10 protein-coding genes are annotated in these 11,543 nt (G+C 67.6%); 1 reads left to right on the top strand and 9 read right to left on the bottom strand.

Annotation, left to right across the window (positions count from 1 at the left end):
* Window positions 1-6 precede the first annotated feature (6 nt).
* The 7 genes from ABXH26_RS11355 to ABXH26_RS11325 all read right to left on the bottom strand — a co-directional run bounded on the left by ABXH26_RS11355 (window position 7) and on the right by ABXH26_RS11325 (window position 6,761).
* Entirely contained in the window at window positions 7-1,053 is a 1,047-nt protein-coding gene (locus tag ABXH26_RS11355) for an endonuclease/exonuclease/phosphatase family protein (RefSeq protein WP_353567188.1), read from the bottom strand.
* Between the two features lie 12 nt (window positions 1,054-1,065).
* Window positions 1,066-1,314, bottom strand: coding sequence for a Sec-independent protein translocase subunit TatA/TatB (locus ABXH26_RS11350; RefSeq protein WP_353567187.1), 249 nt, complete (start codon window positions 1,312-1,314; stop codon window positions 1,066-1,068).
* A 71-nt stretch (window positions 1,315-1,385) separates the two neighbouring features.
* Window positions 1,386-3,602, bottom strand: coding sequence for an ammonia-forming cytochrome c nitrite reductase subunit c552 (locus ABXH26_RS11345; protein ID WP_353567186.1), 2,217 nt, complete (start codon window positions 3,600-3,602; stop codon window positions 1,386-1,388).
* 49 nt (window positions 3,603-3,651) lie between these two features.
* Complete coding sequence (locus tag ABXH26_RS11340; RefSeq protein ID WP_353567185.1) at window positions 3,652-4,218, bottom strand: L,D-transpeptidase family protein; 567 nt, start codon at window positions 4,216-4,218, stop codon at window positions 3,652-3,654.
* 87 nt (window positions 4,219-4,305) lie between these two features.
* The gene (locus ABXH26_RS11335) at window positions 4,306-5,379 is read right to left on the bottom strand and encodes an alkene reductase (RefSeq protein WP_353567184.1); all 1,074 of its coding nucleotides are present in this window, start codon (window positions 5,377-5,379) and stop codon (window positions 4,306-4,308) included.
* Between the two features lie 6 nt (window positions 5,380-5,385).
* On the bottom strand, window positions 5,386-6,003 hold the full coding sequence (locus ABXH26_RS11330; RefSeq protein WP_353567183.1) for a YceI family protein: 618 nt from the start codon (window positions 6,001-6,003) through the stop codon (window positions 5,386-5,388).
* A 38-nt stretch (window positions 6,004-6,041) separates the two neighbouring features.
* Window positions 6,042-6,761 (bottom strand): pirin family protein, encoded by a 720-nt coding sequence (locus ABXH26_RS11325; protein WP_353567182.1) that lies wholly within the window; start codon window positions 6,759-6,761, stop codon window positions 6,042-6,044.
* Window positions 6,762-6,877: 116 nt separating this feature from the next.
* Here ABXH26_RS11325 and ABXH26_RS11320 point away from each other — a divergent pair, with 116 nt between their 5' ends.
* A complete protein-coding gene (locus tag ABXH26_RS11320; protein WP_353567181.1) occupies window positions 6,878-7,759 on the top strand; it encodes a LysR family transcriptional regulator in 882 nt (293 codons plus the stop codon).
* Window positions 7,760-8,227: 468 nt separating this feature from the next.
* Here ABXH26_RS11320 and ABXH26_RS11315 read toward each other — a convergent pair whose 3' ends face one another.
* Together ABXH26_RS11315 and ABXH26_RS11310 are read right to left on the bottom strand one after the other, a co-directional pair.
* On the bottom strand, window positions 8,228-8,815 hold the full coding sequence (locus ABXH26_RS11315; RefSeq protein ID WP_353567180.1) for a hypothetical protein: 588 nt from the start codon (window positions 8,813-8,815) through the stop codon (window positions 8,228-8,230).
* 169 nt (window positions 8,816-8,984) lie between these two features.
* Window positions 8,985-11,492: a U32 family peptidase gene (locus tag ABXH26_RS11310; protein WP_353567179.1), complete on the bottom strand. Its 2,508-nt coding sequence runs from the start codon at window positions 11,490-11,492 to the stop codon at window positions 8,985-8,987.
* Window positions 11,493-11,543 lie beyond the last annotated feature (51 nt).

Raw genomic sequence — 11,543 nt, 5'->3', positions numbered from 1 at the left:
CGTGGCTCAGCGGAACTCGACGTAGAGCGGCCGGTGGTCGCTGGCATCGCCGACTTCCGGATCGTCGAGGACCTTGCAGTGGTCCCATTCGAAGCGCGATGTCATCGGGTGGCTGAAAAGCACGTAGTCGAAGCGCGAGTAGACGTCCTGATACGACCAGAAGTGCGTCCAGGTGGTGCCGACCGAGTCGCGGAGATAGGCCATGCCGAGGGACATCGGACCGTTGCGCGGCCCCTGCAGGATGCGCACGGCGGAGTTGCCGCGGGTCTCGTTCATATCGCCGTAAACGATCAGCGGTGTTTCCGGATCCGCCTCGAGGACGTGATCGACCTGCTCGCGCAGCAGCCGAGCCTCGGCGCGGCGCATTTCCTCCTGGTCGGCTTCCGGGATTTCCCGCTTTGACTTCAGGTGGGCGCCGAAGAAGTGAACCGGGCCGTTCGGGGTTTCCACCACGGCATCCAGAACCCCGCGGCCCATGATGAACTTGCGGCCCTCCAGCGAGTATTCGAGGTCGGTGTGGGGCGTGGTGCTGGCGATGGGAAAGCGGGTCAGCAGGCCGAGGTGACGGGTGTCGTCGGCACCGCCGGTGTGGTAGAGGTTCGGCAGATCGAGGCCGGCCTTGGCGAGGCGGGCCTGGAGGTCCTGGAGGTCGGACTTCTGGCCGATCTCACACACGCCGAGGATGTCCGGCCGGTGGCGGGCGATGAGGGTGACGGCGGCTTCCTTTTCCTTCTCCGGCTTGGGCGCATCCTGGGTCGATTGGCCATCGACATAGCGGTCCATGGAAAGCCAGTTCTCCAAATTGTAGGCGATGAAGCGGACGAGTTCCGGATCGGCCTCCTCCGCGGCCGGAGGGGCTGCCGGAGCTTCCGCCACCGGGGCGGGCTGGGTTGCCTCGGCCGGTGGGGTGGCGGCGGGTGCGGCTTCGGCGGCCTTTTCCTCGACCGTCGGCCCGGGCCAGGCGTTTTTTTCCTGATCCTTGCAGGAGGCGAGGGCCAAGAAAAACGCCCCGAAACCAATCGGGGCGACCATGCGCAGGGGCAGGAAGTTCATGATGATCGGGTCTCAGACATCGCGCGGCTCGGTGCCGGCGGCTTCCTTGACCTTCTTTTCGTCGGCGCGGGTCACTTCGGATTCGGCGCTGTTGATTTCGCGCTCGAATTCCTCACGGGCCTTCTTGAACTCACCCATGCTCTTGCCGAGGCCGCGGGCGAGTTCCGGGATCTTCTTCGCTCCGAAGAGGAGAAGGACGACGACGAAGATGATGATCCATTCCGGACCTTGGGGCAGCCCAATGGCGAGCGGTGCTTGCATGGCGAAAAGCTAGGTATGCTGAGGGCCGATAGCAACGGGAATTGCGGGGCGGTCCTTTCACCTCTTTCCGCTCATGGCGGGTCCAGTTGGCGCAAAAGTTGGGCCGACGGGGTGTGGTCGGGCGCCCGTCGGAGGGCCTCGCCGGCGGCGGCGCGGGCCTCGGCCGCCTGGCCGCGCCGCAGCAGCAGCGTGGCCCGGGCGTAGGGAGCATCGGGGCTGGAGGGATCGCTGGATTCCGCCGTGCTCAAGGCCTGCAGCGCCTTATCGAGCTGGTCCTGGCCGGCGTAGAGCAGGCCGAGATTGTACCAGGCACGGGTGTAGCGGGGGTTGATGCGGGTGGCCTGGAGGAAATGCTGCTCCGCCGCCTCCGGGCGGCCCGCCTCGAACTGGGCGAGACCGCACAGATACTGGATTTCGGCATTCTCCGGTGCCCGCCGCGCGGCCTCGGTCATCCACTCCAAGGCCTCCTCGCTGCGCCCTTGGCCGCTGAGGAAAACCGCCAGATCACGGCGCGGCACCGGCGAGGTTTTGTCCCATCCGGCGGCTTTTTTCATCCACTCCTCGGCCTCCCCGGGACGGTTGTGGACCATCGCCAGGCGCGCCATCTTCATGGCCCCGGCGGGCTGGTCGGATTGGTGACGGGCGATCGCCTCGACCTCCTTGACGGCCGGATGGTCGGCCGGCAGGCGGTCGATTGCCGCCCACGCGGCTTCCACGCGGACGGCCTTGAGCGGGTCGTTGAGCGCTTTTTCCAGCGGAGCTCCCGTTTCCCCGCGGCGGGCGATCAACAGGGCGGCGGCACAGCGGGCGAGCGGGCCGCCCTCGTGGATCGAGACATTGGCGGCGCGGACCACCCGGCTGTCGGTGGCCCACGGCTCCATCAGGCGCAGCAGGGTGCCCTGCCAGGCATCGATCTCCTCGCTGGAAAACACCTCCAGCAGCCCATCCAACGCGCCCGGTCGGCCCTGCGTGGCGGCGTGGATGGCGCGGGTGCGGGCACGGCCCACGGCGTTCATGTCCTCGCCGTACCAAGCGCGGGTTTTCTCGATCTGCCAGTCGAGACCTTGGTCGGCGTGGCAGTCGTTGCAGGCGTTGGGCGTGCCCAGCTCCTTGGTCAGCAGCGGGTCGGGGCGGGGAAATCGATGGTCGCTGCGCGGATCGCGGCCCATGTAGCGGCGCTTCGGCATGTGGCAGTCCACGCAGCTGGCACCCGGCGTGCCCGCGGCGTGATGGCTGTGGGTCGCGGCGTCGATCACCACCGCGCCCTCGGTCCCGCTGGCGTGGCAGCTCATGCAGAGGGTGTTCGATTTCACCAGGTCCGCGCCGAATTTCGGCCCGGCCGCGTGCGGGTCGTGGCAATCGGTGCAGCCGATCCCCTTGTGGCCCATGCGCGAGAGCATCAGAGAGGTGAACTTGTAGATCTCATCGAGCTGCTGGCCATCGGCGAACCACAGCCCGGGCTGGTCCGGCAGCGACAGCGAGTAATGGTCGTAAAACGAGCGGCCGGTGGCGAAGCCCTCGTCGAACTCCTCGCGGCGGGCGTGGCAGGTGGCGCAGGATTCCGTCCACTGCTGCTTGGTGAAATGGCGGCTGCGATCGATCAGGCAGCCGTTCGCATCCGTGGCGTGGGGTTTTTCCCCGTGGCACTGGGCGCAGCCGACGCCCTGCTCGACCCAGGCGGTGTGGTAGCCGTCGGAGTCCGCATCGTAGTGCTTCCGCAGGCCGGTGAAGTGACAGTAGGCGCACTGCGAGTTCCAGTTCATGCCGCGCTGGGTCCAGCTGCCCCATTCGTCGGGTGCGCGGTCCTCGTCGCCGTAAATGCTGAACCACTCCTTTTCCGCCGGGTCCCAGGCCATGTCGGGCACCTGGTAGCGAGCGTCCGGAGTGGCCAGCAGGTATTGAACAAGGGGCGTGTGGCCGATCGCCATCGGCGGCTTGCCGGACGGGTCGTCATCGTCCCCGGCACGCGGGTCCTGCCACTCGATGTGCGGGTTTTCGGCTCCGCCGGAAAAGGTCCAGCTGGCCTGGCCGTGAGCGACCTTCTGGCCGGCGAAGGCCTCCGCGTCGGTCGCCTCGCCGGTATCGCGGTGGGCCAGCGCGTGGTGGGAGCCGGCCCACGCGTCGTGGGCCCCGCGGTGGCAAGCTGTGCACTCGCTGGAGCGGGCGAGCCCGGCGGGATCGAGCGGCTGCGGCGGGGCGGGAGCGGCCGCGACCTCGGGCGATGCCTCCTTTTCCCCGCATCCGGCGACAAGCAGGGCGACAAGCAGGGATCCGGAAAGGGCGCGCATGTCCGGGCACCCTAGCGCTCCGCTGTCCGGTGGAAACCCCGGAATCCGGTCAGTAGATGATCTGCACCGGCGTGCCGACCTCGACCGATTCGAACAGGATCGGCGCGAAGGGCTTCGGCAGGCGGATGCAGCCGTGGGAGGCCGGGGCGCCGGGCTGCGGGATGATGCCGGCGTGCATGCCGATGCCGTAGTTCGTCAGCCGCATCCAGTAAGGCATCGGCGCCGCCACGTAGCGGCAGCCGTCGGGCACGGGGGTCGAGGGCTTGGCGTCGCCGTTGACCGTGTTGCCGAATTCATCCTCGATCCAGCCGTAGGCGTTCGAGTGCTTGTCGACGATTTTTTCGGTGATGTGGTAGGTGCCGGCGGGGGTGCCGTGGCCTTCCTTGCCGGTGGCCACGTAGCTCCAGCCGATCGGCCGTCCGCCGCGGGAGTAGAAGGCGCGCTGTTCGGTGAGGTTGATGCGGACCTTCACCTCGCCGGGTCCACCATCGTCGTTCCACTCGTAGAGGACCGGCTCGGCTCGGTGGGTCGTGACGCCGGGGGCCGGGACGCACGAGACCGCCGCGAAAAGCAGCGATCCCAGAAGGGCGGAAACGGTGAGTCGAAGGCTCGTCATGGCTGGTGCTGAGGAGGTTGGCGGCGGAGCTTAGAGGGGAATCCGTCCGCTTGCCAACTCCTCGCTGAGCAGGATTCGAGCCGCGTGTCAGGCCACCGTTTCGGCGTCCAGGGCGGAATAGTCCGTGTAGCCGGCGGCGATATCGCCCTGGCCGCCGTAGTAAAAGGTCGACGGATCCGGTTCGTTGAGCGGCGCGCCCGTGGCAAAACGCTCGGGCAGGTCGGGGTTGGCGATGAAAAGCTTGCCGAATGCCACGGCATCCGCCTCGCGGGATTGCAGAACACGCTCCGCCGACGCGGCGTCGAAGGCCTCGTTGGCGACGAAGGGACCGCCGAAGGCGGCGCGGATCGTCGGGCCGAGAGCGGGAGCGTGGTGGTGCTCGCGCGCCGACAGGTAGCCGATCTTCTTTTCCGCCAGCGCTTTCGCCACGGCGGTGAAAAGGGCCGCCGGGTCGGAGTCGCCCATGTCATGAGTGTCGCCGCGCGGCGCCAGGTGCACGCCGATCAGGCCGGGATCCCAGGATTCGGCCACCGCATCCACGACCTCCAGCAGGAAACGCAGGCGGTTCCCGATCGGGCCGCCGTATTCGTCGGTCCGGTGGTTGCTGGAGTCCTGCAGGAACTGATCGATCAGGTAGCCGTTGGCCCCGTGGATCATCACCCCGTCGAAGCCCGCCGCCTTGGCGCGGGCGGCGCCGCGGCGGTAGTCGTCCACGGTGGCGGCGATCTCCTCCACGGTCAGCGCGTGCGGGGTGGGGAAGGGCGTTTCCGGGCGCACCAGGCTGACGTGCCCCGCCGGCGCGATCGCGCTCGGCGCGACGGGCGGCTGGCCATCGAGGTAGATCGGGTGGGAAATGCGGCCGACGTGCCACAGCTGCAGCGCGATCCGCCCGCCGGCCTCGTGCACGGCGCGGGTGACTTTTTTCCACGCCTCGGCCTGCTCGTCGGACCAGATGCCCGGCGTGCCGGGGTAGCCGACCCCGCGGGGCGAGATGGAGGTGGCCTCGGTGAAGATCAGGCCGGCCGAGCTACGCTGAGCGTAGTAGGTGGCCATCAGGTCGGTGGGCACGCGGTCGTCGCCGGAACGGCAGCGGGTCAGCGGCGCCATCAGGATGCGGTTCGGCAGCTCGAGGCCGCCCAGTTGGAGGGGTGAGTGGAGCATGGTCGTTCAGGCTTCGGGTTCGGCGGTGAGGTCGAAGCGGATCACCACTTCGTCGCGGATCAGGTCGTCCGCCTTGCCGGCGTAAACGATGCCCCAGTCCTTGCGGTTGATGTCGAACTCGGCCTGGACCTTGATCGCATCGCCGTCCTTGCTGCCGGTGGCGGGGAAAGTGACGTTCTTTTCCACGCCGCGCATCAGCAGGTTGCCGGAGACCTCGTAGCCGGTGCCGGTCTTCTCGACGCCGGTGATGGTGAACTTCGACTCGGGATGGGTCCCGACGAGGAAGAAATCGCCCGACTTGAGATGCTCGGTGAGCTTGTCGGTGTCCGTCCACGTCGAGTTCATGTCGATCGTGATGGTGCCGCCGGTCACGTCGCCGTCCGGGCCGACGGTGAAGAAGCCGTCGAAGTCCTTGAAGCCGCCGTCATGGCTGCCGGTGACCTTCGAGCCGACGAAGGTGATCGTGGAGCCATCGGCGATGACGTAGCGGGTGCCGTTCGTCGCGGCGGCCGGGGCGGCGTCCTTGACAGTGGCATCGGTGGTCTTGTCCGCCGGGTTCTCGCAGGAAACCAGCGCGAAGGCCGCGAGCGCGGCAGGGGTCAGGGTGGTGACGAGGTGTTTCATGAAGTCGATGGAGTGGTTGGAGGGAAAAAGGAGAGAAATCAGCCGAGGTCAAACAGCAGCGCTTCGACCGTTTCGCCACCGGCGGTGAAGTCGAGCGTGCCCGCGGATTCGGTCGAGGCGCCGTCGCCGGGGTGGAGCGTCGCGCCGCCCGCCTCGAGGACGCCTGCGATGACCTGGATCCACGCCCCGCGGCCATCCGCGAGGCGGTGCGAAACGGTGGCCCCGGGAGTCAGGCGCAGCCGGTAGACCTCCGCGTCCTGCGCGATCGTCGCGGAGCCGTCGCGGCCATCCGGCGAGATCAGGAGGACCTTCGCCTCGGACTCGCGGGCGGGCTCGGGTTTCCATTCGGTGTAGCGCGGTTCGAGGCCTCGCTGGCGGGGCTGGATCCAGATCTGCAGGAAATGGGCGGCTTCGCTGGCGGAGGGGTTGAACTCCGAGTGCGTCACGCCGCGGCCGGCGGACATCAGCTGGATTTCCCCCGGCTCCAGCTCGCGCCGGTGGCCCATGCTGTCGCGGTGGGCCAGGCGGCCGGCCACGACGTAGGAAAAGATCTCCATGTCGCGGTGCGGATGCTCCGGGAAGCCGCCGTGCGGCGCCACACGGTCCTCGTTGATTACCCGCAGCGAGCGGAAGCCCATGTGCTCGGGGTCGTAGTAGTTGGCGAAGGAGAAGGTGTGGTGACTGTCCAGCCAGCCGTGGTCGGCATGGCCGCGCTCGCTGGAGCGGCGGATCGTCAGGGACGGTGCGGTCGTTTTCATGAGCCCATGCTGCCGCGGATCTCAGCCCAACGCCAATGCATGCTGTGGAAGCTGAGCATGCGAATAATGCATGCCGGGAGCTTGCCGAACCGGCAAGCCGGCCGCAGGCTGGAGCCATGGATTCCAAGCTGGTGCGGGCGTTCCTGGCGGTCGTCGATGCGGGCTCGATCACCGCCGCCGCGCGGAAACTCGGGCTCACCCAGCCGGCGCTGAGCCGGCGGATCCAAGCGCTGGAGGAAGAGCTGGGGGTTCCCTTGCTGGAACGCGGGGCGCATTCGGTCTCGATCTCGCCGGCGGGCCGGGTTTTGGAGCGGGATGGCCGCAAGTGGCTGGCCATGGGCGCCCAGGTCCGGCAGCGCGTCGTTTCCGCCGGCCTCGGCGAGTCGCTGCGGGTCGGCTACTCGCCGTCGTTGGCGGGCGACCTTCTCGGTCCGGCTTTGGAGCGGTTCAGCCAGCTTCATCCGCGGGTGCGGGTGCAGCTTTCCGACCTTTCCACGGCGGAAATGAAGGATGCACTGAAGGAGGGCGATCTGGACCTGATCGTCACCGTGCCCGACCCGTCGGATGGAGCCGGCATCCACTGGGAGCCCGTGCTCCAGCGCGAACTCCGGCTCGCCGTCTCGCTGGGTCATCGCCTGGCGAAGCTCGACCGTGTCGCGGTTTCCGAACTGGCGGAGGAAAGCCTCCTCATGTTCGCCCGCGAGGGCTATCCCGACTACTGGAGGCGGGTCGGTGCGTTTTTCGCCGAGCAGGGGATTTCGCCCCGCGTGGTGGGGGAGTTCGACGGTCTCAGCAGCCTCTCGATGGCCGTCCAGGCGGGAATCGGAGTGGCCCTGATGGCCGACCGCGGCCCGGACCGTTCGCTGCCGGGGCTGACCTTGCTTTCCCTCCATCCCGACCCCCAGCCGATCTGCGTGTCCGCCGGATGGCGAAACGAACCGCAAGCCCCGGCGCGCGTGCTCATCGAGGAGCTGAAACGCAGCGCCGCCGGCGGCTGATCGCGACCTCGGGGAAGCTGACGCCCCGCCAACCCGCCTCCTGGCCGGGAATGACTCGGAAAAACCGCGTCCGGTGGCGGTCTGGGCGACGGCGAAGCGATCCGACGGCGTCCGGAGGGCGGCTGGGTGGCACGGAGGTCACCGGACGGCGTCCGGAGCCGGACGGACCGGGAAGGGGGCGATCGGACGGCGTCCGGAGGGCGGCTGGACGGCCCGGAGGCCACCGGACGGCGTCCAGAGCCGGACGGGCCGGGAAGGTGGCGATCGGACGGCGTCCGGAGGGCGGCTGGGCGGCCCGGAGGCCACCGGACGGCGTCCGGCAAGCGGGAGGCGTAAGGTGGCGGCGGAGGGGCGCTTTTACCTCGTCCGAAAGAGAAGGCGAAAACGGAAAGTCGGGAGGCGGGGGCATGAAAAAAGCCGGCGGCGCGAAGGCCGACGGCTTTTGGAAAAGTTCAGAGGAAACGCCGATCAGGCGACGAGGAGGGTTTCCTCGTCCTTGTCGCCGTCCTTGCACTTGTCGCAGCCGGCGAGGGTTTCGTCTTCGTCATCACCGCAGGCGAGGACGGTTTCCTCATCCTTGTCACCGTCCTTGCACTTGTCGCAGCCAGCGAGGGTTTCGTCTTCGTCGTCACCGCAGGCGAGGACGGTTTCCTCATCCTTGTCGCCGTCCTTGCACTTGTCGCAGCCGGCGAGGGTTTCGTCTTCGTCATCACCGCAGGCGAGGACGGTTTCTTCATCCTTGTCGCCGTCCTTGCACTTGTCGCAGCCGGCGAGGGTTTCCTCGTCCTTGTCACCCTTCTTGCACTTGTCGCAATCGGCGAGGACGGTTTCTTCATCCTTATCGCCCTTTTTGCACTTGTCGCAGTCGGCAAGGACTTCGCCTTCCTTTTTCTTTTCGTCGCCGCAAGCGCAGGAATCGCAGGCGCACTTCTTGCATTCGCAGGACTTGGCGCTCACCGCGGCGAGGGTTTCATCCTTGTCGCCATCCTTGCATTTGTCGCAATCGGCGAAGGCCATCGGCAGGCAGAAGCATGCCGCGATCAGGGAACGGAACATCAGGGTCATATTCAGTGGTGGGTTGAAGTTTGGTGGTCGGATTCGGTCGGTATCGAAACCAGCTGCCAGCCGGTTTCTAGAGAGTGAGAACACCTCGGCCTACAATTGTTCCCGAAAAAGTCGAAGAATTTTCGCGTGCGCTGCGCGTATTTTGCTTTTCGGAGACCCCTCAGCGGGCGGAAGCGAGCGTGCCTTCGGTGACCCCGAGTTTTTCCTGGGCGGCGACTTCGGCGGCAAGTTCTCCAGGCTGGATCCGGCCCGTGAGCAGGTCGAGATAGAGGCGGATGGTTTTTTCCGCGGCAGCGGGATCTTCATCCAGCAGCTCCAGGCGGAAGTGGCGCAGGCCGGTCCCCTGCAGGGCGGGAAAAAAGCGGGCGCCGGTTTGGGCGCGGCCGTTGAAGAGGGTGTTGCGGCAGCCGACGTCGGCCTGCAGGCGGTGGAGCTGGCCGACGCGGTCGCGCAGGTGGACGACATGCTTTTCGCAGGGCCGGCCGCAGTCCTTGTAGGAGGTGCCGGAGCTCATGAAGGTGCAGAAAACGCAGTGCTCCATGTGAAAGAGCGGCATGTGCTGGTGGAGCGTGAGCTCGAACCACCCGGCCGGAGCGGCGCCGAGGAGGTCGAGAACCTGGCCGATGTTGAGGTCGTAGGAAACGGTGAGCCGGTCGAGCCCGGCGGCCTCGCGCAGGAGCCGGGCGGTGATCGGGTTGGCGACGTTCAGGGAGAAGTCGCCGGTTTTCACGAGGTCGCTGCGGTCGCGGTAGTGGTGCAGCGCGGCGAGGTTGCGCAGCAGCAGGCCATCGGGCTCCGCGCGCTCGATGAGCTTCAGGTAGCCGAGTTCGCCGGGCTTGATGATGCGCGGGGTGGCAAGGTGGATCGTGGACGATCCGGCGCGGAGGGCCACCGCGTCCTTGTAGCGGCGGGGGTCTTCGAAGTCGCAGTAGATGGTGGGGATTTCCGCGGAAAGGGCGGCTTCGACCTGCGGCAGGGTGCGGCAGAGGACGGACAAGCGCGGAGCGGGGAGCGCGGAACGCGGAGTGGAAGGAGGGAGAAGGTCGCGGTGGGAAACGGAGGTGGCTCTCGGGGCGGCGGGCTCTTCCGAACCGGCCAGGAGCTCGACGAGTTGGCGGCGGAGGCGGTTGAGCTCGGAGACGGGGAGGTGACAGTCGCCTTCGAGGCGGTTGTCGAGCGAGGCCAGCTCGAAGGGCGTGTCGCCGAGACGGCCAAGCTGTTTTTCGAGGGTTTCGGCGGTGAGCGGATGCTTGGCGGCAGGCTGGAGCGGGGTGGCGGAATGGACCTCGCGGCGGGCCGCCACGGCCTGCCCCGGGCCGGGGCAGCCACTGAGGATCATCGCCTCGCCGGGCTTTCCGGAGACGGTGAGGTGGAGAGGGGTGCGCTTCGGGGTGAGCCTGGCGTTTTGCCAGAAGCGGCGGATCTCCGACTCCAGCGCGGGATCGGAGGTCTTGTAGAGAGTGACGCCGGGGCGGATGCGGTCGAAATTGATGCCGCTGTAGGTGCGGTGGAAGATGATCCGGTCGTTCTCGATCTTCCAGATGGAGGCGCCCTGTTCGAGGTCGCGGTTTTCGCCGGCGTCGAAGACGACCCCATCGCCGGGTTTGAGCGGGGGGACCTGCTGCGAGGGGGGCACGTCGAGCCGGATCCAGCCGTTCTGGGCCTCGGTGATGGTGCCGAGAAAAGGCCCGCGTTTTTTTCCGAAGCGACCGTGGGTCAGGTAGGGGTGGTCGGTGCCGCCCATCCAGCCGGTGGTGAGACCGCGGGAAAAGGTCATCTCCAGCGAATAGCGGTCCGTGGGAGTGATGACGGGCTCGCGGCGGGCCGCCGCTTCCACGGCCTGCGGCGGGCCGCCGCAGCCACAGGCATCGATGGCCTTGCGATAGACCCGGGTGACGGCGGCGACGTATTCCGGCGACTTGAGGCGGCCCTCGATTTTGAAGGACTTCACGCCGGAGCGGATGAGGTCGGGGATGAGGTCGACCACGGCCAGGTCCTGCGGGCTGAGCAGGTAGCGGACTTCGCCCATGTCCTTCGTTTCGCCATCGACCACCAGCTCGTACGGCATGCGGCAGGCCTGGGCGCATTCGCCGCGGTTGGCGGAGCGCTGGCCGAGCGACTCGCTGGTGAGGCATTGGCCGGAGTAGGCGACGCACAGGGCGCCGTGGACGAAGACTTCCAGCGGCGTGCTGGCGGGCTGGCCGAAGCGGTCGATTTCCTTCAGCGACAGCTCGCGGGCGAGCACGGCGCGCTCGAGTGGAAACAGGCTCTCGACGAAGGCGAGGCCCTCGGGGGCGGTGATCGTCATCTGGGTCGAGGCGTGGAGCTCGACCTCCGGCGCGATCTCGCGGGCCATCTTCGCCAGCCCGAGGTCCTGGATGATGAGCGCATCGACCCCGGCGGCGGCGATTTTCCGCAGCTGCGCCTCGGCGGCCTCCAGCTCGCCGGTGAAGATGAGCGTATTCATCGTCACGAAGCCCTTCACGCCATGTTGGTGAAGGAAGGCCATCAGCGCGGGCAGGTCCTCGTCGGTGAAGTTGTCGGCGCGCAGCCGGGCGTTGAAGGCGGGGAGACCGAAGAAGATCGCGTCCGCGCCGGCGGCGACCGCGGCACGGGCGCAGTCCCAGTTTCCAGCGGGGCTGAGGAGTTCAGGGGTCGGGGTGATCATCGGACGGGGTGGAATGGACTGAAAGAGAACCCGCCGGAGCAAGGCGGGATT

This window comes from Haloferula sargassicola, from assembly GCF_040362925.1.
Taxonomy (GTDB): Bacteria; Verrucomicrobiota; Verrucomicrobiia; order Verrucomicrobiales; family Akkermansiaceae; genus Haloferula; species Haloferula sargassicola.
The sequence above is the reverse complement of the archived record's forward strand: the minus strand, read 5'-3'. Positions and strand labels throughout refer to the sequence as shown.

Excerpts from the sequence above, each read along its gene's own strand:
- ABXH26_RS11355 (WP_353567188.1), bottom strand. The coding sequence starts at position 1,053 with ATGAACTTCCTGCCCCTGCGCATGGTCGCCCCGATTGGTTTCGGGGCG.
- ABXH26_RS11335 (WP_353567184.1), bottom strand. The coding sequence starts at position 5,379 with ATGCTCCACTCACCCCTCCAACTGGGCGGCCTCGAGCTGCCGAACCGC.
- ABXH26_RS11340 (WP_353567185.1), bottom strand. The coding sequence starts at position 4,218 with ATGACGAGCCTTCGACTCACCGTTTCCGCCCTTCTGGGATCGCTGCTT.
- ABXH26_RS11325 (WP_353567182.1), bottom strand. The coding sequence starts at position 6,761 with ATGAAAACGACCGCACCGTCCCTGACGATCCGCCGCTCCAGCGAGCGC.
- ABXH26_RS11330 (WP_353567183.1), bottom strand. The coding sequence starts at position 6,003 with ATGAAACACCTCGTCACCACCCTGACCCCTGCCGCGCTCGCGGCCTTC.
- ABXH26_RS11310 (WP_353567179.1), bottom strand. The coding sequence starts at position 11,492 with ATGATCACCCCGACCCCTGAACTCCTCAGCCCCGCTGGAAACTGGGAC.
- ABXH26_RS11315 (WP_353567180.1), bottom strand. The coding sequence starts at position 8,815 with ATGTTCCGTTCCCTGATCGCGGCATGCTTCTGCCTGCCGATGGCCTTC.
- ABXH26_RS11350 (WP_353567187.1), bottom strand. The coding sequence starts at position 1,314 with ATGCAAGCACCGCTCGCCATTGGGCTGCCCCAAGGTCCGGAATGGATC.
- ABXH26_RS11320 (WP_353567181.1), top strand. The coding sequence starts at position 6,878 with ATGGATTCCAAGCTGGTGCGGGCGTTCCTGGCGGTCGTCGATGCGGGC.
- ABXH26_RS11345 (WP_353567186.1), bottom strand. The coding sequence starts at position 3,602 with ATGCGCGCCCTTTCCGGATCCCTGCTTGTCGCCCTGCTTGTCGCCGGA.